At 68.2% G+C, this 24,419-nt stretch carries 22 protein-coding genes and 1 pseudogene; 14 read left to right on the top strand and 9 right to left on the bottom strand.

The features are described 5' to 3' along the window. Window positions 1-44: 44 nt before the first annotated feature. Window positions 45-2,396 (top strand): annotated as a pseudogene (locus tag ROV93_RS06470) (GH92 family glycosyl hydrolase). A gap of 139 nt (window positions 2,397-2,535) precedes the next feature. Here ROV93_RS06470 and ROV93_RS06465 read toward each other — a convergent pair. Then, entirely contained in the window at window positions 2,536-3,909 is a 1,374-nt protein-coding gene (locus ROV93_RS06465; protein WP_072168816.1) for a sensor histidine kinase, read from the bottom strand. Beyond that, entirely contained in the window at window positions 3,902-4,576 is a 675-nt protein-coding gene (locus ROV93_RS06460; RefSeq protein WP_072168815.1) for a response regulator transcription factor, read from the bottom strand. The genes ROV93_RS06465 and ROV93_RS06460 overlap by 8 nt, the downstream gene beginning before the upstream one ends. Before the next feature lie 62 nt (window positions 4,577-4,638). Here ROV93_RS06460 and ROV93_RS06455 point away from each other — a divergent pair, with 62 nt between their 5' ends. Genes ROV93_RS06455 through ROV93_RS06445 form a run of 3 tightly spaced genes read left to right on the top strand, consistent with a single transcriptional unit; the run spans window position 4,639 to window position 10,129 of the window. Further along, on the top strand, window positions 4,639-5,886 hold the full coding sequence (locus tag ROV93_RS06455; RefSeq protein WP_072168814.1) for a TolC family protein: 1,248 nt from the start codon (window positions 4,639-4,641) through the stop codon (window positions 5,884-5,886). Continuing rightward, window positions 5,883-7,055 carry an efflux RND transporter periplasmic adaptor subunit gene (locus ROV93_RS06450; protein WP_072168813.1) on the top strand — a complete coding sequence of 391 codons (1,173 nt, stop codon included), beginning with the start codon at window positions 5,883-5,885 and terminating at the stop codon, window positions 7,053-7,055. The genes ROV93_RS06455 and ROV93_RS06450 overlap by 4 nt, the downstream gene beginning before the upstream one ends. Further along, on the top strand, window positions 7,052-10,129 hold the full coding sequence (locus ROV93_RS06445; protein WP_072168812.1) for a CusA/CzcA family heavy metal efflux RND transporter: 3,078 nt from the start codon (window positions 7,052-7,054) through the stop codon (window positions 10,127-10,129). Before ROV93_RS06450 ends, ROV93_RS06445 begins: the two co-directional genes overlap by 4 nt. 117 nt (window positions 10,130-10,246) lie before the next feature. Here ROV93_RS06445 and ROV93_RS06440 read toward each other — a convergent pair whose 3' ends face one another. Continuing rightward, window positions 10,247-10,990 (bottom strand): SDR family oxidoreductase, encoded by a 744-nt coding sequence (locus ROV93_RS06440; RefSeq protein ID WP_072168811.1) that lies wholly within the window; start codon window positions 10,988-10,990, stop codon window positions 10,247-10,249. A gap of 105 nt (window positions 10,991-11,095) precedes the next feature. Here ROV93_RS06440 and ROV93_RS06435 point away from each other — a divergent pair, with 105 nt between their 5' ends. Further along, window positions 11,096-12,049 (top strand): LysR family transcriptional regulator, encoded by a 954-nt coding sequence (locus tag ROV93_RS06435; RefSeq protein ID WP_312538869.1) that lies wholly within the window; start codon window positions 11,096-11,098, stop codon window positions 12,047-12,049. Window positions 12,050-12,068: 19 nt separating this feature from the next. Here ROV93_RS06435 and ROV93_RS06430 read toward each other — a convergent pair whose 3' ends face one another. From ROV93_RS06430 to dkgB, 4 genes are read right to left on the bottom strand one after another with little or no spacing between them, the layout of a single operon-like run. Further along, a complete protein-coding gene (locus ROV93_RS06430; RefSeq protein WP_072168809.1) occupies window positions 12,069-12,392 on the bottom strand; it encodes an adenylate cyclase in 324 nt (107 codons plus the stop codon). Continuing rightward, window positions 12,389-13,327, bottom strand: a complete 939-nt coding sequence (locus ROV93_RS06425) for a cyclase family protein (protein ID WP_080376957.1) — start codon at window positions 13,325-13,327, stop codon at window positions 12,389-12,391. Before ROV93_RS06425 ends, ROV93_RS06430 begins: the two co-directional genes overlap by 4 nt. Before the next feature lie 19 nt (window positions 13,328-13,346). Then, window positions 13,347-14,294 (bottom strand): TIGR03571 family LLM class oxidoreductase, encoded by a 948-nt coding sequence (locus ROV93_RS06420; RefSeq protein WP_072168808.1) that lies wholly within the window; start codon window positions 14,292-14,294, stop codon window positions 13,347-13,349. A gap of 11 nt (window positions 14,295-14,305) precedes the next feature. Beyond that, a complete protein-coding gene (gene dkgB, locus ROV93_RS06415; RefSeq protein ID WP_072168807.1) occupies window positions 14,306-15,109 on the bottom strand; it encodes a 2,5-didehydrogluconate reductase DkgB in 804 nt (267 codons plus the stop codon). 118 nt (window positions 15,110-15,227) lie between these two features. Between dkgB and ROV93_RS06410 the strand changes: the two genes are divergently transcribed. After that, the gene (locus tag ROV93_RS06410) at window positions 15,228-16,130 is read left to right on the top strand and encodes a LysR family transcriptional regulator (protein WP_072168806.1); all 903 of its coding nucleotides are present in this window, start codon (window positions 15,228-15,230) and stop codon (window positions 16,128-16,130) included. Window positions 16,131-16,204: 74 nt separating this feature from the next. On the opposite strand, the gene ROV93_RS06405 is transcribed toward ROV93_RS06410, so the two are convergent. Then, entirely contained in the window at window positions 16,205-16,681 is a 477-nt protein-coding gene (locus tag ROV93_RS06405; protein WP_072168805.1) for a MerC domain-containing protein, read from the bottom strand. A 31-nt stretch (window positions 16,682-16,712) separates the two neighbouring features. Here ROV93_RS06405 and ROV93_RS06400 point away from each other — a divergent pair, with 31 nt between their 5' ends. The 8 genes from ROV93_RS06400 (at window position 16,713) to ROV93_RS06365 (ending at window position 23,337) form a co-directional block, all read left to right on the top strand. After that, entirely contained in the window at window positions 16,713-17,246 is a 534-nt protein-coding gene (locus ROV93_RS06400) for a DUF2796 domain-containing protein (protein ID WP_072168804.1), read from the top strand. Further along, entirely contained in the window at window positions 17,243-17,938 is a 696-nt protein-coding gene (locus tag ROV93_RS06395) for an ATP-binding cassette domain-containing protein (protein WP_061479410.1), read from the top strand. The genes ROV93_RS06400 and ROV93_RS06395 overlap by 4 nt, the downstream gene beginning before the upstream one ends. Continuing rightward, entirely contained in the window at window positions 17,931-19,184 is a 1,254-nt protein-coding gene (locus ROV93_RS06390; protein ID WP_072168803.1) for an ABC transporter permease, read from the top strand. Before ROV93_RS06395 ends, ROV93_RS06390 begins: the two co-directional genes overlap by 8 nt. A gap of 2 nt (window positions 19,185-19,186) precedes the next feature. After that, a complete protein-coding gene (locus ROV93_RS06385; protein ID WP_072168802.1) occupies window positions 19,187-19,738 on the top strand; it encodes a DUF3299 domain-containing protein in 552 nt (183 codons plus the stop codon). Next, window positions 19,728-20,348 carry a DUF3299 domain-containing protein gene (locus tag ROV93_RS06380; RefSeq protein WP_072168801.1) on the top strand — a complete coding sequence of 207 codons (621 nt, stop codon included), beginning with the start codon at window positions 19,728-19,730 and terminating at the stop codon, window positions 20,346-20,348. The genes ROV93_RS06385 and ROV93_RS06380 overlap by 11 nt, the downstream gene beginning before the upstream one ends. Continuing rightward, window positions 20,348-21,094, top strand: coding sequence for a hypothetical protein (locus ROV93_RS06375; RefSeq protein ID WP_312538860.1), 747 nt, complete (start codon window positions 20,348-20,350; stop codon window positions 21,092-21,094). Before ROV93_RS06380 ends, ROV93_RS06375 begins: the two co-directional genes overlap by 1 nt. Window positions 21,095-21,242: 148 nt before the next feature. Continuing rightward, a complete protein-coding gene (locus ROV93_RS06370; RefSeq protein WP_088497545.1) occupies window positions 21,243-22,775 on the top strand; it encodes an MFS transporter in 1,533 nt (510 codons plus the stop codon). Between the two features lie 4 nt (window positions 22,776-22,779). Further along, complete coding sequence (locus ROV93_RS06365) at window positions 22,780-23,337, top strand: TetR/AcrR family transcriptional regulator (protein ID WP_072168799.1); 558 nt, start codon at window positions 22,780-22,782, stop codon at window positions 23,335-23,337. Between the two features lie 195 nt (window positions 23,338-23,532). Here the strand turns inward: ROV93_RS06365 and ROV93_RS06360 are convergent, their stop codons facing one another. Further along, entirely contained in the window at window positions 23,533-24,414 is an 882-nt protein-coding gene (locus ROV93_RS06360; protein WP_072168798.1) for an AraC family transcriptional regulator, read from the bottom strand. Window positions 24,415-24,419: the final 5 nt, after the last annotated feature.

Below are 24,419 nucleotides of genomic sequence, written 5' to 3'. Positions count from 1 at the left end.
GAAGCCCGGTGCTAGCATCCGGTCAAAATCTTGAATCGATCCAAATGCCGATGCCCACGCTGGACCGTCGTCTCCTGATCGCTTTTGCCGCGACCGCCATGCTTGCCTCTGGGGCGGCGCTGGCGGCCCCGTCGAAATCCGCCGCCGAACGCGCCTATGCCTCGGTGGACCCGTTCATCGGCACCGGCGGGGAAGGCCATACCTACCCAGGTGCCACGGTGCCGTTCGGCATGGTCCAGCTCAGCCCGGACACGCGCATCCAGCCGCGCGAGAAGGCCTACGGTTGGGCGGCCGGCTACCGCTACGACGACAGCAGCATCGTCGGCTTCTCGCATACGCATTTTTCCGGCACCGGTCATTCGGACCTGGGCGACATCCTGTTGATGCCGTTCACCGGCAATCCCGGGCTGGAGCGCGGTGATCCGGAGAAGCCGCGCAGTGGCTATGCCTCGCGCTTCCGTCATGACGATGAAAAGGCCGAGCCGGGCTATTACGCGGTCACCCTGGACGACTACAAGGTGCGCGCCGAACTGACCACCAGTGCGCGCGTGGGTGTGCATCGCTACGCCTTCCCCAAGGGCACCGACGCCAAGGTGCTGCTGGACATGCGTACCAGCATGTACGACTACCCGGGCAAGGTGCTGTGGTCGCGGGTAAGGGTGCGCGCCGACAGTACGGTGACCGGCTTCCGCGAGACGCGCGGCTGGGCGCCGGGCCGCCAGCTGTATTTCGCGATGCGTTTCTCGCGCCCGCTGGCCGGGCACGAGCTGCACAACACCGAGCAGGACATCGTCTACAAGGGCTTCCCGCCGCCGGGTGAGAAGGATCCCGCGCAGCGCGCCCAGATCGAAGGCCGACAGCTGGTCGGCACGTTCGCATTCGGCAAGCTGGATGCACCGCTGGTGGTGAAGGTGGCGATCTCGCCGGTCAGTGAAGCCGGCGCCATCGCCAACCTCGACGCCGAAGTGGCCGACTTCGATTTCGACCGCGTGCGTGCGCAGGCAAAGCAGGAGTGGACGCAGGCGCTGTCGGTACTCGATATCGACGCCCCCGAGCATGCGCGGCGCAGTGCCTATACCGCGCTGTACCACACCCTGCTGGGGCCGACGCTGTTCATGGATGCCGATGGCCAGTACCGCGGGCCGGACAATGCCGTGCACAAGGCCGAGGGCTACACGAACTATTCCACGTTCTCGCTGTGGGACACCTACCGTGCGCTGCACCCGTTGCTGACGCTGGTGCAGCCGGAGAAGCGCAACAGCGACTTCGTCAATTCCATGCTTGCCCACCATGAGCACAGCCCGTACGGCATGCTACCGGTATGGTCGTTCCATGGCCTGGAAGACTGGTGCATGATCGGCTACCACGCCGTGCCGGTGATCGCCGATGCCTACGTGAAGGGCATTCGTGGCTTCGACGCCGACAAGGCGCTGAAGGCAATGGTCGAGACCGCCAATTACGGTCCCTATGACGGCATCGCGCAGTACCGCGAGCTGGGCTACGTGCCGATCGACGAGGAGGGCGAAGCAGCCAGCAAGACGCTGGAATACGCCTTCGACGACTGGACCATCGCACGCATGGCGCAGGCCATGGGCAAGGCCGATATCGCGGCGACCTTCGACAAGCGCGCAGGCAACTGGCGCAATGCCTTCGACAAGGACACCGGCTTCATGCGCGCACGCAAGCGCGATGGCAGTTTCCGCACGCCCTTCGACCCCAGCGCCAGCGGCTACGGCACCGACTACACCGAAGGCAATGCCTGGCAGTATTCGTGGTACGTGCCGCAGGACGTCGCCGGGTTGGCGGCCGCGCACGGTGGCAGCGACAAGCTGCTCGCGCTCCTGGACGAGGTGTTCAACGCCAAGGTGGATCCGTCGATCTTCGAGCACATGGAAGACATCACCGGCCTGATCGGCTGGTATGCCCACGGCAATGAGCCCAGCCACCACGTGGCCTACCTGTATTCGTATGCCGGCCAGCCGTGGCGCACGCAGGCGCGCCTGAAGCAGATCATGGATACCCAGTACGCCGACCGCCCGGATGGCCTGGCCGGCAACGATGATGTCGGCCAGATGTCGGCGTGGTACGTGTTCACCGCCCTGGGCTTCTACCCGGTTGCACCGGGTTCGGGCGAGTACATTCTTGGCCGTCCGTTCCTGCCGAAGACCGCGATGCGCCTGCCCAACGGCAAGACGTTCACCATCGTGGCCGAGGGGCTGGATGACGCGCACACGTACGTGGGCAGCGTGACGTTGAACGGCACGCCGCTGCAGCGTACCTTCCTGCGCCACGACGAGATCCTGGCCGGTGGCGAACTGCGCTTCAGCATGTAGGCCGAGCCGAACAAGGACTGGCCGGGGCAGGGCGCGCAGGCGCCGTATTCGATGAGCCAGTGACGATTGGTAGGTGCCGACCTTGGTTGGCACGCTTCACGGGTGACCAGGAACCTGTAGAGCCGAGCCCATGCTCGGCTCAGGCATCTTGCCAGGAGCAGCCGAGCATGGGCTCGGCTCTACAAGGGCAATTCAACAACGCTCAGCGGAACCGCAGCCCCACGCGCGCGCCACCGAGCGGCGCCGTTTCGATCTTCAACATCGCACCATGCCGTTGCGCGATCTCGGCCACGATCGCCAGCCCCAGCCCGCAGCCGTCCCCCTCGCTGCTGGCCCGGTAGAAGCGTTCTGTGACGCGCGCGCGTTCGGCTTCGGCGATGCCGGCGCCGTCATCGTCCACCCAGACCTGCACGCCGTCGGTTTCCTGCCGAACGCCCAGGGTGATCACACCGGGCGCGGCGCCATAGCGCAGCGCGTTGTCCAGCAGGTTGCCCAGCGCCTCGCGCAGCAGCTGCGGATCACCTTGCACCTGCACACCGTCGTCGGGTCCGTCGTAACCCAGGTCCACGTCGACCGCCAACGCACGGTCTGCGTAGCGCTCGACCACGCCCCGCGCCAGCGCGGCCAGGTCCAGCGGCTGCAGCGGCAGTACGCTGCCATGGGGATCTTCCGAACGGCTGAGCATCAGCAGTTGGTTGACCAGGTGCTGCAGCCGCGCCAACCCAGCCAGCGTGCCGGACAGCGCGAGGTGCTGGGTCTGCGGATCCTGTTGCCGCAATGAACTCTCCAGCTCCACCTGCATCGCCGCCAGCGGCGTGCGCAGCTGGTGCGCGGCGTTGCTGACGAAGCGCCGTTGCGCGGCTTGCATGGCGTCCAGTCGCTGCAGCAGGGCGTTGTAGGCCTCCACCGCCGGCCACAGTTCGCGCGGCGCCTCCTGCGCCGGCTCCAGTGGCGCCAGCGGGTCGGGGCGTGGGCTGGCCAACCGCCGCGCCACCTGGTTCGCATGGCGTGCGGCAGCGCCGGTCCCGGACCAGGCCAGCCAGGCCGCGAGGGCGAGGATCGCGGCCTGGAACGGAATGCTGGTCAGCAGCAGCTTGCGCTCCAGCCGGTGGCGCTTGCGCAGCGTCTCGGCCACGCGCAGCCGGATATCGTGGCCGGGCCCGGCGCTGACCACGACTTCGACCATGCGCACCGGCTGCCCGCGTAGGCGCGCATCGTAATAAACCGCGTCGTCGCTTGAAGCGGCGGTGGCCGGGCGGGGCAGCGCTTCGGCCAGGTCGCCATACAAGCGTGCACCCGCAGCGTCGACCACTTCGCCATGCACTTCATCGGCGGTGTCCCAGCTGAACATACGTGACACCGCGGGCGTGATCTCGATCGAGGCATGACCGTCCTGCACCGTCACCAGCTCGGACAGCGACATCGCCGAGTCCAGAAGCCAGCGGTCGTAGACCTGGCCGGCGTAGAAACGGGCCAGCGCGAAGGAACCTACCGCGCTGCACAGCAGCAGCACCAGCAGTGGCAGCCACAGGCGGCGCAGCAGCAGGCCCCGCAGGCTGTGCACGCGCTCAGTCACCCACGGCCTCCAAGCGATAACCCAGGCCACGCAGCATGCGGATGCCGACGCCGGCACGCGCCTGTTCCAACTTGCGGCGCAGGCGGCTGACATGCACCTCGATCACCGACAGGTTGGCTTCGTGGTCCCAGCTGTACAGCGCATCGAACAGGCGCTGCTTGGTGACGGTGCGGCCAGGATGCTGCATCAGTGCCTCGACCAGCGACAGCTCGCGCGCGGTCAACTCGATGCGCTGGCCTTCAACCTGCACTTCATTGCGGATGCTGTCGAAGCACAACCGGCCCAATCGCTTCTGAGCCGGTGCATCGCTGCGGCGGCGCGACAGTGCACGCAGGCGGGCTTCCAGCTCACCGAGTGCGAACGGCTTGGCCAGGTAATCGTCGCCACCGCGGTCGAGGCCGAGGATGCGGTCCTCCACACCATCGCGTGCGGTCAGGATCAGCACCGGCAGGGTGGCACCGTCGTTGCGCAGGCGCGAGAGCAGGTCCAGGCCATCGACGTCGGGCAATGAAAGGTCCAGCACCATCACGTCATACGGTGCGCCGGCCAGTGCCGCCGGCGCGTGCAGTCCACGCGAGAGGTGGTCGCACAGATGACCGGCACCCTGCAGGGCGCGGATCAGTCCATCGGCCAGAGCGGCGTCGTCTTCGATCAGCAGGATTCGCATTGCAAGCTTCGTGCAAGGTTGGGGCAAGTTTGGCGCAAGTGCATCACCTTACCGTGACGTGCATGAATTTCTCCTCTCGTCTTGCGGCCGTGCTGGCCACGCTTCTGTGCGCGCCTGCGGCTTCGGCGCTGTCCCTGCAGGAAGCGCAGCGCGCAATGGAAGCACACAACCCGGACCTGCGCGCGGCGGCACTGGAGCTACGCGGGGCGCAGGGCGATGCGCAGACAGCGGCATTGCGCCCGGCCACCGAGCTGTCGATCGGCACCAGCAAGATCAGCCCCAAGCACGGCATCGGCCCCGGACGCTGGCAGGACAAGCGGGTGGACAGCACGCTGGGCCTGGGCTGGACCTGGGAGCGCGGTGGCAAGCGCGCCCTGCGCATTCGCCAGGCCGATGCGCTGTTGGACGTGGCCCGTCTGGAGATGCTCGATACCCGGCGCCGCCAGCAAGTGGCGCTGCATGAAACCTATTTCGGCCTGAAGGGCGCGCAGGAGCGGGCGCAGATCGCCGACGCCAACCGCCAGAGTTCGGCCGAGCAGATGGCGGCGGCGGACAAGCAGGTCGCGACAGGGGCGATGGCACCGGTGGATCGCGCGCGGCTGGCGGTGGACGATCTCGCCGTAGCCGACGCGGCGCGCGAGGCGGCCCTGGATCTGCGCGATGCACGGCATGCGCTGGGGCTGCTGCTCGGCCGTGACGACAGCGGTGACCTGAGCGCTGATGAGCCCTGGCCCGACCCCGCAGCTGTTGCCGCAACGGGCGCGTTCGATCCGCAGCAGCGTGCCGATCTGCGTGCGGCGCGTTCGCGCCTGGCCGCGGCGGATGCCGGTGAGGCACTGGCGCGCAGCGAGCGCTATCGCGACATCCAGTTGGGCGTGGAAGCCGAACGCGAGCCGACCGACATCAGCGGTGTGACCTGGGGCGTGTCGTTGACCATCCCGCTCGGCGGCCCGTCACGTGCACGCGGCACGATGCAGCGTGCCGAGGCCGACCGTGATAGTGCCGCGCTGGAACTGCAGGTGCTGCAGCGCGAAGCGCGCGCCGAACTTGACCTGCTGCAGGCCAGCGTGCAGTCCGCCGCGCAGCGCCGCAGCGACTACGAAGGACTGCAGTCCGACGCCGCGCGCAAGGCGGTGCAGGGCATCGAACTGGCCTACCGGCGCGGCGCCGCCAGCCTGACCGACCTGCTGGATGCGCGCCGTAGCTGGCGCGACTTCGAGGGCGCACTGATCGAAGCACGCGTCAACCATGCCATTGCCCTGGCGCGCTGGGAAGCGGCCACATCCGTTGCTGAAGGAGAGTCTCGATGAAGTTCATCGTCGTTTGTCGCCCGCAGGCGCGACATGCCGTGCTGCCGGCCTTGCTGGCGCTGGCCCTGCTGGGCGGCTGCGGCCGCGAGCCGGCGTCGTATACCGAGGACGCGCCGCAGGTCAGTGCCGGCCAGGTCCAGTTTCCAGCCGGCAGCCGCCAGCTGGACGTGCTGCGCAGCGAGGCGGTGACCGCCGGCGCAAGCGCCAGCCTGCAGCTGCCGGGCCGGGTGGTCTGGGACGAGACACGCTCCAGTGCACTGCGCACGCCGTTGCCGGGTCAGGTGGCGCGCATCGAGGCGCAGCCGGGGCAGAAAGTGAAGGCCGGCCAGGTGATTGCCTGGATCACCTCGCCCGAGTTCGGCCAGGCCCAGGCCCACAGCGTGCGTGGCCGCGCCGAGCTGCAGCGGGCCCGCCGGGAACTGGACCGTACCCGCGAGCTGCATGCCGCGGGTGTGGCGTCGGGCCGTGAACTGGACGAGGCCGAGGCCAACTTCGCGGGCAGCCAGGCCGATCATGCGCGCGCGAATGCATTCGCCCGGGCCTATGGCAATGGCCAGCGCGTGGACCAGCGCCTGCCGCTGCGCGCCCCCATCGATGGCGTGCTGGTGGAGCGGCGGATGAACCCGGGCATGTCGGTCAGTCCCGACAGCGAGCAGCCATTGGCAGTGATCGGCGATCTGGACCGCCTGTGGCTGCTGCTGGATGTTCCTGAAAGCCTGGCAGGGCGGTTGAAGGCCGGCATGCAGGTGAGCGTGCCCGGCGCCGATGGCCAGCCGCTGCAGGCGACCCTGCAGCACGTGGATGACTTCGTCGACAGTGAGCGCCGCGTGGTGCAGGCGCGTGCCGAGCTGGACAACCGCGCACGTGGCTTCAAGGCCGGGCAGTACGTGCGCGCCCAGGTGGCGTTGCCGTCCGAGGGCGGTGTCTCGCTGCCGGATGCCGCGGTGCTGCTGATCGACGGCAAGCAGGTGGTGTTCGTGGAGGAGGGCAAGGGCCGCTTCGTGCGCCGCGCCGTGCATGCCGAGGAACTGGGTGATGGCCGCCTGTGGGTGCGCGAGGGCCTGGCTGCGGGCAGCAGGGTGGTGGTCGAGGGCGGCCTGCTGCTGCAGCAACTGGTGGACAGCGTGCCAGCCGCCGTCAGCACCGGCACGGGGCACGCCGCCCCATGATCGATCGCCTGATTGCCTATTGCCTGCGCCAGCCGCTGATGGTGATGCTGGCGCTGCTGCTGTTCATCGGCGCTGGCATCGCCGCGTTCCGCGTGCTGCCGGTGGAAGCCTTCCCGGATGTGTCCGACACCCAGGTGACGGTGGTGTCGCTGCACCCGGGCCGTGCCGCCGAAGAGGTGGAGCGTGAGGTGACGATGCCGCTGGAAGTGGCGCTGTCCGGCATTCCGCATTCGGTGCGGGTGTTCTCGCATACGCAGTTCGGCCTGTCGATGATCATCCTGACCTTCGACGACAAGGCCGATGACTACTTCGCACGCCAGCAGGTGCTGGAGCGCCTGCAGGGCGTGGAGCTGCCGGAAGGGGTGACCCCGGAGCTGGAGGCGATGAGCTCGGCGGTGGGCGAGATCTACCGCTATGTGCTGAAAGGCCCGCACCTGACCCCGACCCAGCTGCGCACCGTGCAGGAATGGACGATGGAGCGTAGCCTGCGCACCGTTCCTGGAGTGGCCGATGTGATCAGCTTCGGTGGCTTTGCGCGCACCTTCCAGGTCAAGCCGGATTTGGACAAGCTGCGTGACCGCGGCATCAGCCTCGGTGAGTTCGCCGAGGCGCTGGAGAAGGGGAGTTCGAACGTGGGCGGCGGCTATGTGGAACGCGGCCAGCAGCAGTTCCTGATCCGTGGTGTGGGCCTGATGCGTTCGCCGGCCGACATTGGCAACGTGGTGGTGGCGCAGCGCGGTGGCACGCCAATCCTGGTGCGCGACCTTGCCGGTATCGCCGATACCGGCCTGCCCCGGCAGGGCCTGGTCGGCCAGGATGACAATGACGATGCGGTGTTCGGCATGGTGCTGATGCGCAAGGGCGAGAACCCGTCCGACGTGCTCGACGCCCTGCATGCGCGCATCACCGAGATCGAAGCCAACCAGCTGCCGGCCGGCGTCAGCATCGAGCCGTTCTACGACCGCTCATGGCTGGTCTCGACCACGCTGAAAACCGTCTTCCGCAACCTGCTGGAAGGCGCCGTGCTGGTGTTCCTGGTGCTGTGGCTGTTCCTGTACAACGCCCGCGCGGCGCTGATCGTGGCGGCGATGATGCCGCTGGCACTGCTGTCGACCTTCCTCGGCCTGCACCTGTGGGGCGTACCGGCCAACCTGCTTTCGCTGGGAGCGATGGACTTCGGCATCATCATCGATGGCGCGGTGATCGTGACCGAGCACATCGTTTCGCGGCTGTCGAAGCTGCCGCCGAACGCTGACAGGAAAACGCGCTTCTCGACCGTCCTCTCGGCAGCCTCCGAAGTGGGGCGGCCGACGTTCTTCTCGATGCTGATCATCATCGCCGCGCACATCCCGATCTTCACCCTGCAGCGCCAGGAAGGCCGCATGTTCGCGCCGATGGCGTACTCGGTGACCTCGGCATTGATCGGTGCGTTGATCCTGGCGCTGACCGTAGTGCCGCTGTTCTGCTACTGGTGGTTGCGGCGCGACCGCATGCGTGATGGCAATCCACTGATGGACCGCCTGAGCGGCTGGTACAAGCCGATCCTGGAGCGGGCGCTGGCCCGCCCGCGTGCAGTGGTACTGACCGCGGTTGCGCTGCTGGTCGGCACGCTGGCACTGGGCACCCGGCTGGGTTCGGAGTTCCTGCCCGAGCTGGACGAAGGATCGATCTGGCTGACCGCCACGCTCGACCCGAGCACCAGCCTGGCCGAGGCGCAGCAGCAGTCGCGGCGCATCCGTGAGCTGGTCGGCACCTTCCCGCAGGTATCGACGGTAGTGGCCAAGCTGGGGCGCCCGGAAGACGGATCCGATGCCAAGGGCGCCAACCAGATCGAGGCGCTGGTGGCGTTGAAGCCTGAGAAGGAATGGCCGAAGGGCGTGGACAAGCGCCAGCTGGTGAGCGATCTGCAGCGCACGCTGGAGCAGCGCATTCCGGGACCGGAGTTCTCGATCTCGCAGCCGGTGCGCGACAACATCCTGGAGAGCATCTCGCAGATCAAGGGCCAGGTGGTGATCAAGGTGAGTGGCTCGGATCTGGACGTGCTCAACCAGCAGGCGCAGGCGATCCTGGCCCAGGTGCGTGGGGTGGACGGCGTGGAAAGCGCGTTCATCGATCGCGATGGTTCGCTGCCGCAGTTGCAGATCGACATCGACCGCGACCGTGCGGCGCGCTATGGCCTGAACGTGCGCGACATCGACGAGGTGATCGAGACTGCACTGGGCGGGCGCCAGGTCGGCGAGCTGTGGGAGGGCGACCGCAGGTTCCCGATTACGCTTCGCCTGGACGACGCCGACCGTGACCTGCAGCGGCTGCGCACGGTCCCGGTAGGCATCGGCGATGGCCACACGGTGACATTGTCTGACGTAGCCGACTTCCGCATGGCCAGCGGCGCGATCAACATCTCGCGCGAGAACGCGCAGCGGGTGAAGGCAGTGAGCATCTTCATCGCCGGCCGCGACATGGGCAGCGTGGTGGCTGACATGCGCAAGCGCGTGGATGCCAGCGTACAGCTGCCGGACGGCTACCGGCTGGAGTGGTCCGGCGAGTTCGAGAACCAGCAGCGTGCGATGAAGCGGCTGGGCTGGGTGATTCCGCTGTCGGTGCTGATCATCTTCGTGCTGCTGTTCGATGCCTTCAAGGACATCAGCAGCGCTGCGCTGATCCTGGCCAACGTGCCACTGGCGATGATCGGCGGCATCCTCGCCCTGTGGCTCACTGGCATCCCGCTGTCAGTGTCGGCGGCGATCGGTTTCATCGCGTTGTTCGGGCAAGCAGTGCTGAACGGCGTGGTGATGCTCAGTCGCTTCGCCCAGCTGCGCGAGCAGGGCATGGACCTGCTGCAGGCGGTGGTGCAAGGTTCGCTGCAGCGCCTGCGCACGGTGCTGATGACCGCGCTGCTGGCGATGTTCGGCCTGCTGCCGATGGCCACTTCGCATGCGATTGGTGCCGAGACGCAGAAGCCGCTGGCGGTGGTGGTGATCGGTGGCCTGCTGTCGGCGATGCTGCTGACCCTGCTGGTGCTGCCTACGCTGTACTACTGGGTGCACGGGCGTCGCGAGGCCCATGGCGCCTGACCTGCCTGTAGCGCCGAGCCCACGCTCGGCTGCTTCTGGCCTTTGCGCGAAGAGCAGCCGAGCATGGGCTCGGCTCTACAAGGGCGTCGCGCCATGCGTGGATGCCATCTGTGCGATCTACACCATTCCGCCGTTGGCGCGCAGCACCTGGCCGTTGATCCATCCGCCATCGGCACCGGCCAGGAAGGCCACCGCACCGGCGATGTCCTCTGGCGTACCCAGCCGCTCCAGAGGGCTCATCTTCGCCAGCCGCTCGATCAGTTCCGGTGACTTGCCGTCCAGGAACAGGTCGGTAGCGGTCGGGCCCGGCGCCACCGCATTCACGGTGATGTTGCGCCCGCGCAGCTCCTTGCTGAGGATCGCGCTCATGGTTTCCACTGCCGCCTTGCTGGCGGCGTACGCGCTGTAGTTCTCCAGCCGGGTGCCGACCACGCTGGTGGACAGGGTGATGATGCGGCCACTGTCGCGCACCCGGCGCGCGCTTTCGCGCAGCACATTGAAGGCGCCCTTGAGGTTGATGCCGATGACCCGCTCGAACAATGCGTCGTCGGTGTCGGCCAGCGGCGCCAGCTGCAGCACACCGGCGCTGTTGACCACCACGTCGATACCGCCGAAACGGGCTTCGATGGCATCGAACAGCTGACGCATGGCCTGCGGATCGGCGACATCGGCCTGCAATGCGATGGCCTGCGCGCCGGCTGCGCTGAGTTCGGCCGCCAAGGCTTCGGCGTCGTCGCGGCGGCCCGCATAGTTGATCGCGACCGCGTGGCCGTCGGCGGCGAGCCGGCGGGAGATGGCGGCGCCGATGCCACGGGAGCCGCCGGTAACCAGGGCGACAGAGCGGACGGGGGAGGGGGTCATGGTGGTTTCCAGTGGGCACGCCGGAGTGGCGCAGGGCCATCTTCGCGCCATTGCCCGCTCGGATAATCCTGCATAATCCGCCAACATCATCCGGATAGCCGAACAATGGACCGCTTCACGGCCATGCGAGCCTTCGTCCGTATCGTCGAGCGCCGCAGCTTCAGCCGGGCCTCCGAGGACCTCGGCCTGCCGCGGGCCACGGTGACCGACGCGATCAAGGCGCTCGAACAGCGGCTGGGCGTGCGCCTGCTGAACCGGAGCACGCGGCAGGTGGTGCCAACGCTCGAAGGCGAGGCCTTCTATGGCCGTTGCCTGCGCCTGATCGCCGACATGGATGATGCCGAGGCCGTGTTCCGTGACGCGCCGCCATGCGGCCCGTTGCGCATTGAAGTGCACGGCACGCTGGGCCGGCACCTGCTGTTTCCGCATCTGGCGGAATTCCTGCAGCGCTACCCGGAGATCGAACTGGACGTCAGCGAAGGCGACCGCTATGTCGACCTGTTGCGCGAAGGCGTGGATGCGGCGTTGCGGGTGGGGACGCTGGCCGACAGCGATCTGGCGGCGCGCCGGTTGACGATGCTGCGCGAGGTGACGGTTGCCTCGCCTGGCTACGTGCAGGCCAGGGGCGTGCCGGCCAGCATCGATGCCCTGCAGGACGGCCACCAGATGGTCGGCTACCGCTCCAGCGCCAGCGGCCAGCTGATTCCGCTGGAGTTCCAGCAGGGCGGGCGGGTGCGCTACCTGCCGTTGCCGGCGCGGGTGCGTGTGTCCGGCGCGGATGCGTTCCTCGGTGCCGCGCTGGCAGGCCTGGGCATCATCCAGGCACCTCGCTACCGGATGGACCCGTACATCGCGCGCCGGCAGCTGGTGGAGCTGCTGCCGGAGGCGCCGCCGACGCCGAGTCCGTTGAGCCTGGTCTACCCGCGCAATCGCACGCCGTCGCCGCGGTTGCGGGTGTTCATCGACTGGGTGGCCGGAGTGTTCGACTCGTTCGAGGATGCCGGCCAGCGGCCGGCACTACCGGGCCCGGTCAAACAGGGTGGGGGATTGCTTGGGTAGTGCCGGCCACTGGTCCGCATCACAGCGCTGCCAGCGGCCCCTGCATGCGATGGAAGCTGCCATCGGTGGCGGTGAACCAGGCCAGCGAACGCCCGCCCACGAAATCGTCGACATGCACGACCGTAGCGCCATCGGCTTCCTGCCACGAAATGGCATAGACCCCGTCGCTGATCCGCTGCCACTCGCAGGCGGCTTCGCCCTGCGCACCGGCATAGGCGCCGGAGACGATGGCGTACTGCACGTGGCGGCCATCGGCGCTGTAGACATTGTCGGCGGCCAGGCCGTCATAGCGGACGCGGAAGCGGCGGCCGGCGAACACGGGAAGGTCAGCGGCGGTGTTCATCGGATCGCCACCGGGTTGATGTTCACCTGGGTCGAGCCGACGTACAGCGGCTGGCCGAGCACGAACAGGAATTCCCAGGCCTTGTCGCGCACCAGGGCACGGCTGTCGATCAGCTCCAGGTTGTAGATGCCGCGCTTGGCCAGCATGTCCTGGTTGATCGGAAACTCCTCGGCACCGTCCGGGTTCGGGTAGACCTCCGAGGCCCAGGTGTCGCCACCGAAGGCGACGATGCCCTGGTCGGCCAGCCACTTCGCCGCCTCCATGCCGATGCCCGGTTCCACTTCCAGGAACTGTTTGTCGTCCTTGCCGATCAGTTCCAGCCAGCCGGTGTTGAACAGCACCACGTCGCCCTTGCGCAGGCTCAGGCCCTGCTTCTTCAGCACGGCCTGGATGTCGGCCACGGTGAACTCGGTGCCGCCGGGCACGATCGCCTTGCCGTAGTACGCGATCATGTCCAGCACCACGCCGCGGGTGACCATTGGCGGCACCTTCTCGACGCCGAGCTTGCGCACGCCGTCCACGGTGACGAAGTCGGCGGCCCTGTTGCCGTTGTAGTAGACGTTGTCGATGCCGATATGGCCGATGCCGTTGAGCTGGGTGCCAACGCCGGTCCAGGCGTTCACCAGTTCATCGTTGAAGGTGAACCTGTTGGGGCCCAGCGACGTGCCGGCCTGCTGGCCGACCTGCACGTTGTACAGGCGGAAGCTGCGGTGGCGGAACGCGGGCAGGTTCTTGTCCACCGGCACCGCCAGCGGATAGGTCTTGCCGGTCCTGACCAGCGATACCGCGTGCTTGACCACGTCCGCGGTCAGCAGGTTGGCCGCGCCGATCTCGTCGTCGGCGCCGTAGGCGGAGGGATACCAGTCCTCGGCGGTGGCCTGGAAGGACAGCGGCAGGGTGGCCAGCGCAAGCGCGGCCAGGGTCTTCATCTTCATGGCAAAGCTCCGGTAACTGTCAGGCCGTCGCGGCGGCGCCGGCATGGGCCGGGAAGCGCGGCAGCACGTACTCGGCGATTTCGTGGAAGGTTTCGGCCAACGGCCGTTCATTGCGGCGGAATTGCAGGCCGATGTGGTCGACACCGGCGGCCTGCATGGCATGCAGCTCGGCCAGCAGGGCGTTGCGGCCGCCGCGCAGGCCGAAGCGCCAGCGCTGCAGAGGGGCATCGGCATCGGGCACCAGGTCCAGATGGATGAAGCTGGCATACGGTTTGTTGCCGGCCACGGCGCGCCACGCCGCCACGCGTTGCGCATGGTCCTGCGGCGTGCCCGGGTAGGCCAGGCAGCCGTCCATGTGCTGGCCGATCCATGCTGGTTGCTGTTGGGCCAGGCCGGCCACGAACAACGGCAGGGCCGGGCCATCCGCGGGCAGCACGTCCAAGCCCTGCGGCAGGTACGCGGCGGCGCCTTCGCGCAACAGTGCGATCTGCTCGCGGAAGCGGCTGCCACGGCTGTCGAAGTCGCGGCCGAACAGCGGGTACTCCACCGGGCGGTCGCCACTGGCCACGCCCAGCAGCAGGCGGTCGCCGCTGAGCCGCTGCACGCTGCGCGCCGACTTCAGGGTCAGCAATGGCTCGCGGATCGGCAGCACCACCGCACCGGTGCCCAGCAGGATGTGCTCGGTGATGCCGGCCAGGTAGCCGAGGTAACTGAACACCTCGAACACCTGCGCCGCATCGCCGAAGGCCGGGTCGTACACCGGCACGTCGCGTACCCACAGCGCACGGAAGCCGAGGCGGTCGGCCAGCCGTGCCAGCTCCGCATGGCGCTTCAGGTCCGGTTGGCCGGGCAGGCGTCGCGCGGCGCGTCGCGCCTGTTCGCCCAGCGGCGTCCAGTCATTGTCCAGCGGTGCTTCGATGCCGATGCTGAAACCCCCGGCCTGCAGCCGCGCCAACGCACTGCCCATGGCCAGGCTCCTCAGTCCCAGGCCGGGGCCAGGCCCGGCGGATCGACTTCGCGGCCGTTGCGGTCAAGCGCGGCGATCGCGGCGATGTCGTCGGCATCCAGGCGCAGGTCCTGGGCGAGCAGGTTGCTGGCCAGGTTCTCGCGCTTGGTCGAGGACGGGATGACCGCGTAGCCCCGCTGCAGCGCCCACGCCAGCGCGACCTGGGCTACGGTGGCCTGGTGCTTGCCGGCGATGGCGGCCAGCACCGGGTCCTTCAGCACCTTGCCGTAGGCCAGGGTCATGTAGGAGGTGACGGTGATGCCCTGGTCCTGCAGGAAAGCAGTCAGTGCCGGGTTCTGCAGGTAGGGGCTCAGTTCGATCTGGTTGGTGGCGATCTCGCCGGCGCCGACCACCTCGATGGCCTGCCGGGTCAGTTCGATGTTGAAGTTGGACACACCGATCTGGCGGGTCAGGCCCAGCGTCTTGGCTTCAGCCAGTGCGGTCATGTATTCGCGCAGCTCAACGCCATTGCCCGGCGCCGGCCAGTGGATCAGCAGCAGGTCGACGTACTCGGTGCGCAGCTTGGCCAGGCTGTCGCGCAGGCTCGGGATCAGTTTGTCGGCAGCGTAGTTGTCGACCCAGATCTTGGTGGTCAGGAACAGCTGGTCGCGTGGCACGCCGGATTCGGCGATGGCCTGGCCGACCTCGGCTTCGTTGCCGTAGATCTGCGCGGTATCGACCGCACGGTAGCCGACGTCGAGGGCGTTGCGCACCGAGTCGATGACGGTCTGGCCGGTCAGGCGAAAGGTGCCGACGCCAAAGGAAGGAACGCTCATGATGGACTCCAGGGACTTCGTTGAGAGCCGGTGGGCTCGGGACGGGGCGAAGTGTGGGCGCTTTACATTTGTTGATTAAGCCGTGTATACGGGAAATGCTTTTGCGGCGAGGTAAATAATGAAAACCACCCTGGATGAGCTGAAGGCCTTCGTGGCGGTGGTCGATGGTGGCTCCATCACGGCGGCGGCCGAGGCGCTGGAGCTGACCATCTCGGCCACCAGCCGCACCCTGGCGCGGTTGGAGGACAAGCTGCAGACCACGCTGCTGCGGCGGACCACGCGGCGGCTGGAACTGACCGAAGAGGGCGCGGCGTTCCTGGAGTACGCGCGCACGATCCTGGCCACGGTGGACGAGGCAGAGGAACAGATGGCGGCGCGGCGGCTGCAGCCGGTCGGGCGCCTGCGCGTGGACGCCGCCACGCCGTTCATGCTGCACGTGATCGTGCCGCTGCTGGAGGGCTTCCGCGAGCGCTACCCGCAGGTGGAGCTGGAGTTGAATTCCAACGAGGGCATCACCGACCTGATCGAAAAGCGCACCGATGTGGCGTTCCGCATCGGCGTCTTGCGCGATTCGACCCTGCATGCGCGGCCGATCGGCCACAGTCGCATCCGCGTGCTGGCCAGCCCCGAGTACCTGCGACGGCACGGCACGCCTACGCGCGTGGAGCAACTGCGCGAGCACGACCTGCTGGGTTTCACCCAGCCCAGCTCCTTGAACGAATGGCCGCTGCAGGATGCCGATGGCGGGCCTTTCGTGATCGCGCCGGCCATCGCTTCATCCAGTGGCGAGACACTGCGGCAGATGGCGGTGGCCGGGCTGGGCATCGCCTGCCTGTCCGACTTCCTGACCGGCCAGGACCGGCGCGAGGGCCGACTGGTGCAGCTGTTGGCCAGGCAGACGCAGGAGGTGCGGCAGCCGATCAACGCGGTGTACTACCGCAACACCGCGCTGGCCGCGCGCATCACCTGCTTCGTCGACCATGTCACACAGACGCTCGGCCAGCGCCCGTTCGATGAATAGAGATCGGTAGAGCCGGCCGCTGGCCGGCTTTCGCCTTCTGCCGGATCGCCGCCGCTGCCGGCCCGCGGCCGGCACTACCGGGGGGTGTGCAGCGCGCGCCGGTTTCCGATATGCGCGCATGCCAGCAGCACGCCACCGCTGGCTGTCGCCACGCCGTGCCAGAGCAGCGATTCCTTCAACGGCAGGTACAGCGAGGCCGACAACAGCAGGATGGCGCCGACGCACGCCAACCGCAGGGGGCACCAGTACCGATGCCGATACACCCCGGCCAAGGTACTCGCCAAGGCCAGCGAGGAGGCCAGCAGCGCGAACAGCCACTCCCAGCGCGACATCATCAGCAGCCATGTCATGGCGCCATGGCCGGGATGCTGGAACGAGCGCAGCGCCATCATCGCTGCCGGCACGAAGGCCAGCAGTAAGGGGAGGGCGATGCAATGGGCGGCGCAGGCCAGGGACAGCCAGGCACCGGCAAGATCGAAGCGGGGGTGCCAGCGTGCCGAACGTGGCGGCTGGGCCAGGGCCCTTGCGGGCGTCGTGGGGGTGTGGTCCATAATGTTACATAGTAACAACCGGGGGATCCCCATGAAGCGTTCTGCTGCTCTTTTCCTGCTGCTGACGGCCAGCACCGCGCAGGCCCATGACGTCCGCCAGTTGGGTGCGCATGTGCACGGCCAGGCCACCGTCGATGTTGCGCTTGACCAGCAAACACTGGAGTTCGCCCTGCAGGCCCCCGGCATCGGCATCCTTGATTTCGAGCGGCCGCCGGCCAATGCGGTAGAGCAGGCCGCGCTGGCGCGAGCGACTGCGCTGTTGAAGGGGGGCAGCTGGGTCACCCTGCCTACCGCGGCGGGCTGCCGCCTTTCCGGCAACGATGCCAAGGCCGAGGGCTTCGATGCGTCGGCTGCCGCGCCGCCGCCAGGCCAGCACCGGCACGCGGGGTTCAGCGCAACGCTGCAGTACCACTGCGCCAGGCCGGCCGAGCTGCGGGCCATGGTCGTGCGCCTGCCCGTACTGTTCCCGGGCCTGCACGAAGTGATCGTCAACAGCGCCACGGCTCGCGGCCAGAACCGCAGCGTGTTGACTGCGGACAACCTGCGCGTGGTGCTGGCACCGTGAGCCTGCGACCGGTGATCGCGTTGGATGGCGTGCAGTTCGGCTATGGCCGGCGCCTGGTGCTGGATGTGCCGCGGCTGTGGATCGAGCAGGGCAGCAGCGTGCTGCTGCGCGGGATCAGCGGTGGCGGGAAGAGCACGCTGCTGGGCCTGCTGGCGGGCGTGTTGCTGCCCGGCAAGGGCAGCGTGGAGGTCGCCGGCCACGCACTGCAGGCGATGCGTGGCGCCGCACGCGACCGCTTCCGTGCCGACCACCTGGGCGTGATCTTCCAGCAGTTCAACCTGCTGCCGTTTCTGAGCGTGCGCGACAACATCGCACTGGGCCTGCGCTTCTCGCGCGTGCGCAGCGCGCGCATCAGCGGCCCGGTGGATGCCGAGATCACCCGCCTGCTGCAGGCCCTGCAGCTGGACCCGGCGCTGATGCAGCGGCGCGCAGGCACACTCAGCGTTGGCCAGCAGCAGCGCGTGGCGGCGGCACGCGCCCTGATCGGCCGCCCGGCGTTGCTGCTGGCAGATGAGCCAACCTCGGCGCTCGATCGCGACGCGGCCACCGCGTTCCTGCAGCTGATGTCTGCGCAGTGCCAGGCGGCCGGCACCACGGTGCTGGTGGTCAGCCATGACGACAGCCTGGAGCGGTTGTTCGACCGCACGATTGCCCTGTCTCAGATCAACCAGGCAGGTGCCGGCCATGCTTGAGCTTGCCTGGGCCAGCCTGCGCAGCCGTGCCGTGAGCGTGGGCCTGACCGTGCTGGTCATCACCCTCAGCGTGGTGCTGTTGCTGGGCGTCGAGCGCGTGCGCACGCAAGCACACGAAGGCTTCGCCAGCACCGTGTCCGGTACCGACCTGATCGTCGGTGCGCGTTCGGGGCCGGTGAACCTGCTGCTGTACTCGGTGTTCCATATCGGCGACCCGACCAACAACGTGTCCTGGCAGTCCTACCAGGCGCTGTCCGCAATGCCGCAGGTGAAGTGGGCGGTGCCGCTTTCGCTGGGCGATTCCTGGCGCGGCTACCGCGTGGTCGGTACCAGCGATGCCTATTTCGAGCACTACCGCTACGGCGCCGGGCACGTGCTTGCATTTGCGAGCGGACGGCCGTTCGATGACCTGTATGACGTGGTGATCGGTGCCGAGGTGGCACAGGCACAGAAGGTCGTCCTCGGTGATGAGATCGTGCTGGCGCACGGCACCGGCGCAGTCACCCTGGCCAGGCACGCCGACAAGCCATTCCGTGTCACCGGCATCCTGCAGCGCACCGGCACGCAGGTCGACTCGTCGCTGCTGGTCTCGCTGGCGGCCATCGAGGCGATCCATGTCGACTGGCGCTCGGGCGTGCAGCTGCGCAGCCAGAGCGTCAGCGCCGAGCAGGCGCGTCATCTGGACCTGACCCCGACCAGCATCACCGCCTTCATGCTCGGCCTGAACTCGCGCATCGCGACGTTCTCGGTGCAGCGCAGGATCAACGAGTACCCGGACGAGGCGATGCTGGCGATCCTGCCCGGCGTGACGCTGCAGCAGCTATGGCAGTCGCTGGGTACCGCCGAGCGGGCGTTGCAGCTGATCAGTGCGATGGTGGTGCTGCTGGGCATGGTTTCGCTGGTGGCGCTGCTGGTCTCGACCCTGCAGGAGCGGCGGCGTGAGATGGCCATCCTGCGTGCCACCGGGGCACGGCCGGGTTACATCGCCGGCCTGCTGGTGGTGGAAGCGGTGGCGACCAGTGCGGTGGCGTGCGTGCTGGCCCTGTCGCTGCTGGTGGTCGCCAGCATTGCCGGGCGCGGCTGGGTACTGGCCACCTTCGGCCTGTCGATCACCCATGTCTGGCCGGATGGCCGCGAGCTGGCGTGGGTGGCGGGGGTGCTGGCGATCAGTGCGGTGGCTGGGCTGGTGCCGGCATTGCTGGCCTACCGGCGCACCTTGGCCGATGGCCTTTCACCGGGAGGCTGAGCATGCGCTGGATGCTGTCATTGCCGATGGTGCTGGCGCTGGCAGCCTGCGAGCGGCCGGTGGATACGGGCTTACAGGCCTTGCCACCCGCGCCGGTGGTCGACCGCGAGGACCCTGCAGGCGCTGCGGAGCAGGAGCTGGACTGGTTGCAGATGATGCCGAAGGATGAGCTGGCCGCGCTGGAGCGGGGCGAGGGCCCGGAGGTCGAGCACAACGGCAACCGGCGCATGCCGCAGTTCGGCACCTTCCGCACGGTGGACACGGTCCTGCAGCGACCGGTGCGCCTGCCAGGCTACGTGGTACCGCTGGCCAATGCGCAGGACGGGCGGCTGACCGAATTCCTGTTCGTGCCGTACTACGGCGCCTGCATCCACGTGCCGCCGCCGCCGCCGAACCAGATCGTGCACGTGGTGCTGCCGCGCCCGATCGAGATGCCGGACATGTACTCGCCGTTCTTCCTGGCCGGCACCCTGCGTGCCGAACGGCTGGATGACGATCTGGCCGGCTCGGCGTACACCATGCGCGATGCGGAGCTGAGGCCGTATGAACCGTAGCCCCCTTTTGCTCATGCTGGGATGCCTGTGGCTGGCGGGCTGTACGTCGCCGGGCGGCGATGCCGTGGCGGTCGTGCCGCAGGACAAGCCGGCGCCCTCCGCCACGGCCGAAGCCCCGATCGACCGTTGGGACGCGTTGCGGCCCGACGAAGTCACCTATCAGCGCCCGCCCCCGCAGATCGGCCTGTCACGCAATGGGATGGACGGCGTGGGCGGGCTGATCGACGACACCGGCTCGGGCACGCCGCCGGGGCAGGAGATCGACCATTCCAGCCCCGATCGCGCCAAGCAGTTCGGCTCCTCGCGCGTGGTCGATGCTGCCGATGGCCGCGCGGTGGACCTGGATGGCTACGTGGTACCGCTCGGCACCAACGATGCCGGTCTGGTGGATGAACTGCTGTTCGTGCCGTTCTACGGGGCCTGCATCCACGTGCCGCCACCGCCGCCGAACCAGATCATCCACGTGACCCTGGCGACGCCGATCGCGCTGGGCGATCTGTGGGATCCGTACCGGTTGGCCGGCCGCCTGCGGGTGAAGCGCTTCGATGCGGACATTGCCAGCGCGTCCTACGATGCCGCCGCGGCCACGCTGACGGCGATCCACAACTGATGCGGCGGCGCTGGGTCCTGGCTGCCGGGGTGCTACTGGGCGCAGTTGTGCTGCTGGTGTGGTGGCAGCGGCGGGCTGCACCCGCTGCGCCGCCGGAAGTCGCGTTCCCGGCACCGGCGTCCGATGCCCGCCAGCGCATCGAACAGCGCTTGGGCGATGACCACGCGTTTCGCAATGACGTGCTGTTCCTGCTCGCGGCAACAGTGCGCGACCGCTGCCAGCCGACGCAGGCCGGGCTGCTGGCGCGCATGGCCAATCGTGCGTCGTTGCCGCTGCTGGCGGCGGTCAGTGCGGTGACCCAGCAGGATCCAACGCTGGACCGGCCGATCTACCAGTACATCCAGCATCGCGCTGATGCGACGCCGTGCGGCCAGCCGCTGCAGATGCCGCTGGCCGGTGGGCGCAGCCTGGCGGTGGACATCGAGCAGTACGCGCGCACGTTCCCGGACAGCTATTTCGACCCGCAGCGCAGCAGCGAACCACGGGATTTTGGTGGGGTGTCGTTGCAGCAGCGGGCCGGCAATGCCTGCAACAGCGTGGTGTATTCGGTGTTGCCGCTGGGTGGCACCGATTGGCGGTGCAGCAGCCTGCGCGCCAATGCCCGGGCGCGGGTGCGCGGGCTGTGCGAGGACGAACTGCGGCGCCAGCATGGGAATACAGGTGGGGAGCTGGACATGGCCGTAGGGCAGGGCATGCAGGCGGCCGTGGTATCAGCCATCGCCGCGCTGCCGGAACACTGCCGGTGATGATCCCTGACACCGGCCACACTCGGCAGGCGCGGCGCGGCAACATGAACATTGGCCGGACCCCAATCTGAACCGGTGGTACAGTTTCCGTAACTATACCGGACATCCTGTATAGTTACGGTGGTACTTCATCCCATCAGGTTCTCCCATGGCTCTGTCCCAGCCCTTGGCCGGCGCTCCGGCCCTGTCGCGTGCCCGTCGGTGGGCACTGTTGTTCACCGTCGCCGCCGGCCTGCTGCTGGTCACGCTGGATAACTCGGTGCTCTACACCGCACTGCCCACACTGACTGGGGAACTCTCGGCCAGCGCCGGCCAGGCGCTGTGGATCATCAATGCCTATCCACTGGTAATGGCCGGCCTGCTGCTGGGGGCGGGCACGCTGGGCGACCGCATCGGCCACCGCCGCATGTTCCTGATCGGCCTGGTGGTGTTCGGCGTCGCCTCGCTGGCAGCGGCGTTCGCCGACTCCGCAGCACAGCTGATTGCCGCACGTGCGTTGCTGGCGGTCGGCGCGGCCGCGATGATGCCGGCCACGCTGGCGCTGATCGGCCTGAGCTTCCACGAAGAGCGCGAACGCAACATCGCCATCGCCATTTGGGGTTCGGTGGCCATCGTCGGTGCGGCGCTCGGCCCGATCATTGGCGGCTGGCTGCTGCAGCATTTCTGGTGGGGCTCGGTGTTCCTGATCAACGTGCCGGTGGCGGTGGTCGCCTTCGTGGCCACGCTGCTGCTGGCGCCGGAAGGACAGCGCGACACCTCGCGGCCGTGGGATCTGGTTTCGTCGCTGCTGGCATTGACGGCACTGTCCGGCCTGGTGCTGGCGATCAAGTCGCTGATCGCTACGCCGCCGTCGTATGCGCTGGGCGCGGGCGCGCTGCTGTTGGCTGTCACCAGCGGCGCAGCGTTCGCACGCCGCCAGCAGCAGCTGCCGTACCCGCTGCTGGACTTCGCTATCTTCCGTAATCCGGCGTTCCTGGCCGGCACGCTTTCGGCGGTGTTCACCCTGTTCGCGATGGCCGGCCTGCAGCTGGTCACCACGCAGCGCTTCCAGCTGGTGGCAGGTTTCACGCCGCTGCAGGCGGGCCTGCTGGTGTCGGTGGCGGCGCTGGGCAGCCTGCCCAGTGCGCTGCTGGGCGGCAGCATCCTGCACCGGGTGGGCCTGCGCCCATTGATCTGCGGTGGCCTGGCTACGGGCGCGCTGGGCGTCGGCCTGGTGGCGTTCGGCTTCCCGCACGGCCTCGGTTGGGTGATCGCCGGCATGGCGATCACCGGCTTCGGCATGGGTTCGGCCATCTCGGTGGCGTCCACCGCCATCCTCAACAACGTGCCGACGCACCGCGCGGGCATGGCGTCTTCCGTGGAAGAAGTGTCCTACGAGTTAGGTGGCCTGCTGGCGGTGGCGATGCTGGGCAGCCTGAGCGCGGCGATGTACAGCGTGTTCCTGCCGGTCTCGGCCGATATGCCCGCGCTTGCCCGCGAGGGTTTCACCCAGGCGCTGCATGCCGCGCGCGAGAGCGGGCAGGGTGATTGGTTCGCACTGGCTGCGGCGGCATATGACCGTGGCTACCAGAGCGTGCTGCTGGTGATCACGGCGGTACTGGCGCTGGGCGCGACGATCCTGGCGCACCTGCTGCGTGGCCGGGCCGGCAGCCGTGAGGGCGCGGCCGATCGCGTAAAATGACGCCATGAGAACCAGCAAGCGCGACCGCATCCTCGACGCCGCCGTCAACGTGATCAATCGTGACGGCGTGCGTGCGGTGACCTTCGAGTCGGTGGCGGCCGAGGCCAGGCTGACCCGCGGCGGCCTGCTGTACCACTTTCCCTCGCGCGAGGCGCTGCTGCGCGGGATCGACGAGTACCTGGCGCAGGCCTGGGAGGCGTCCATGGAAACGCTGCTGGGCAAGCGTGCGGACGAAGCCTCGGCGCTGGAGCGTTACCAGACCTTCGTGCGCGTGTCGGCCCAGAGCGCCACCCGTGCCGAACTGATGTTCATGCTCGAATCGGCCGACCCGGAGGCGGGTGAGCGTCCGTGGGGCCCGGCGGTTCAGCGCTGGGCACCGTCCGCGCCGGAGGCCGGGAATGTGGATCCGACGACGCTCGACAATTTCGTGGCGCGCCTGGCGGCCGACGGCCTGTGGATCTACGAGGCGATGTACGAAGGGCAGCTGGATGAAGGCGTACGTGCCCAGGTGGCCGAGCGCATCGCCGGGCTGCTGGCAAAGTCTGACGGCACGTCCAGTTGAGCGGCCAGCCGGCGCGCCGACATCGCCCGTGGTAGAGCCGACCGCGGGTCGGCAGCCCTTCGGTCAGGCCACGGAAATGCCGCTTCGATCGCCCGTGGTAGAGCCGACCGCTGGTCGGCTGCCCTTCGGTCAGACAACGAAAATCCCGCGCGTCGCGCGATAGTCGACCAGCGGCCGACTCCACCCCTCACCCATTTACCGAGCCTGCGTGGCGCTCGCGGCCAGCCACGCCCTGGGCGATGCCCCCAGCCGCTTGCGGAACGCCTTCGACAACGACGCGGTATCGGCAAACCCCACCTCGACCGCTACCTGCTTGACCGCCAAGCCGGCCCGCAGCTGCGCGCAGGCCAGGCTCAGCCGCCAGTCCAGCAGATAAGCGGCCGGCGTCGCCTGCATCACCTCCTTGAACACTGCCGCGAATGCGCTGCGCGACATGCCGGCGGTCGCGGCCATCCGGGGCAGCGTCCATTCGTCCTGCGGTGCCTGGTGCATCGCCACCAGCGTGCGTGCCAGCCTCGCGTCGGACAGCCCGCGCATCAGTCCGTGACTGACGCCCGCTGCATCCGGGTGGTCGACCACCCAGCGCAGGATCTGGATCAGCGCCACCTCGAACAGGCGATTGGTCAGCAGCCGTGAACCGCAGCGCTGGCGATCGGCCTCGGCAAACAGCAGCTGCAGGGTGTCATCCAGTTCGCCGATGGCCGCCAGCGGTACTACCATCACCGGTGGCAGCGACTGCACGATCGGATTGCGCGCACCGCCATCGAAATCCAGCGTGGCGCAGGTGAAATCCGGGCCATCCAGCGGCGCGTTGAAGAACACATGGTGCAGCGGCTGCGGGTACAGCAGCAGGCTGGGTGTGTCGATCTTCAGCCGGGGCAGCGCGATATCGCCGTCGGGATGGCGGACTTCCATTTCACCCTGGCGCAGGATGTGCAGGAACGCACGACCGGGCTGCGGCTCGAAGACATGCCGCCCGCACAGCGGGCCACTGTAGAACAGCGCCGCCTGCACCCGGAAGCGTTCCAGCAGGCAGGAGAGTCGATCTGGCGCAGGGGCGGCGGCGGGCATGCTCATGGACG

Origin of the sequence: Stenotrophomonas maltophilia group sp. msm4 (genome assembly GCF_032025605.1) — a bacterium.
Classification (GTDB): Bacteria; Pseudomonadota; Gammaproteobacteria; order Xanthomonadales; family Xanthomonadaceae; genus Stenotrophomonas; species Stenotrophomonas sepilia.
Note: the sequence above shows the minus strand (reverse complement) of the source record. Positions and strands in the feature narration are given on the sequence as shown.

Excerpts from the sequence above, each read along its gene's own strand:
- ROV93_RS06460 (WP_072168815.1), bottom strand. The coding sequence starts at position 4,576 with ATGCGAATCCTGCTGATCGAAGACGACGCCGCTCTGGCCGATGGACTG.
- ROV93_RS06455 (WP_072168814.1), top strand. The coding sequence starts at position 4,639 with ATGAATTTCTCCTCTCGTCTTGCGGCCGTGCTGGCCACGCTTCTGTGC.
- ROV93_RS06450 (WP_072168813.1), top strand. The coding sequence starts at position 5,883 with ATGAAGTTCATCGTCGTTTGTCGCCCGCAGGCGCGACATGCCGTGCTG.
- ROV93_RS06445 (WP_072168812.1), top strand. The coding sequence starts at position 7,052 with ATGATCGATCGCCTGATTGCCTATTGCCTGCGCCAGCCGCTGATGGTG.
- ROV93_RS06440 (WP_072168811.1), bottom strand. The coding sequence starts at position 10,990 with ATGACCCCCTCCCCCGTCCGCTCTGTCGCCCTGGTTACCGGCGGCTCC.
- ROV93_RS06435 (WP_312538869.1), top strand. The coding sequence starts at position 11,096 with ATGGACCGCTTCACGGCCATGCGAGCCTTCGTCCGTATCGTCGAGCGC.
- ROV93_RS06430 (WP_072168809.1), bottom strand. The coding sequence starts at position 12,392 with ATGAACACCGCCGCTGACCTTCCCGTGTTCGCCGGCCGCCGCTTCCGC.
- ROV93_RS06425 (WP_080376957.1), bottom strand. The coding sequence starts at position 13,327 with ATGAAGATGAAGACCCTGGCCGCGCTTGCGCTGGCCACCCTGCCGCTG.
- ROV93_RS06420 (WP_072168808.1), bottom strand. The coding sequence starts at position 14,294 with ATGGGCAGTGCGTTGGCGCGGCTGCAGGCCGGGGGTTTCAGCATCGGC.
- dkgB (WP_072168807.1), bottom strand. The coding sequence starts at position 15,109 with ATGAGCGTTCCTTCCTTTGGCGTCGGCACCTTTCGCCTGACCGGCCAG.
- ROV93_RS06410 (WP_072168806.1), top strand. The coding sequence starts at position 15,228 with ATGAAAACCACCCTGGATGAGCTGAAGGCCTTCGTGGCGGTGGTCGAT.
- ROV93_RS06405 (WP_072168805.1), bottom strand. The coding sequence starts at position 16,681 with ATGGACCACACCCCCACGACGCCCGCAAGGGCCCTGGCCCAGCCGCCA.
- ROV93_RS06400 (WP_072168804.1), top strand. The coding sequence starts at position 16,713 with ATGAAGCGTTCTGCTGCTCTTTTCCTGCTGCTGACGGCCAGCACCGCG.
- ROV93_RS06390 (WP_072168803.1), top strand. The coding sequence starts at position 17,931 with ATGCTTGAGCTTGCCTGGGCCAGCCTGCGCAGCCGTGCCGTGAGCGTG.
- ROV93_RS06385 (WP_072168802.1), top strand. The coding sequence starts at position 19,187 with ATGCGCTGGATGCTGTCATTGCCGATGGTGCTGGCGCTGGCAGCCTGC.
- ROV93_RS06380 (WP_072168801.1), top strand. The coding sequence starts at position 19,728 with ATGAACCGTAGCCCCCTTTTGCTCATGCTGGGATGCCTGTGGCTGGCG.
- ROV93_RS06375 (WP_312538860.1), top strand. The coding sequence starts at position 20,348 with ATGCGGCGGCGCTGGGTCCTGGCTGCCGGGGTGCTACTGGGCGCAGTT.
- ROV93_RS06370 (WP_088497545.1), top strand. The coding sequence starts at position 21,243 with ATGGCTCTGTCCCAGCCCTTGGCCGGCGCTCCGGCCCTGTCGCGTGCC.
- ROV93_RS06365 (WP_072168799.1), top strand. The coding sequence starts at position 22,780 with ATGAGAACCAGCAAGCGCGACCGCATCCTCGACGCCGCCGTCAACGTG.
- ROV93_RS06360 (WP_072168798.1), bottom strand. The coding sequence starts at position 24,414 with ATGAGCATGCCCGCCGCCGCCCCTGCGCCAGATCGACTCTCCTGCCTG.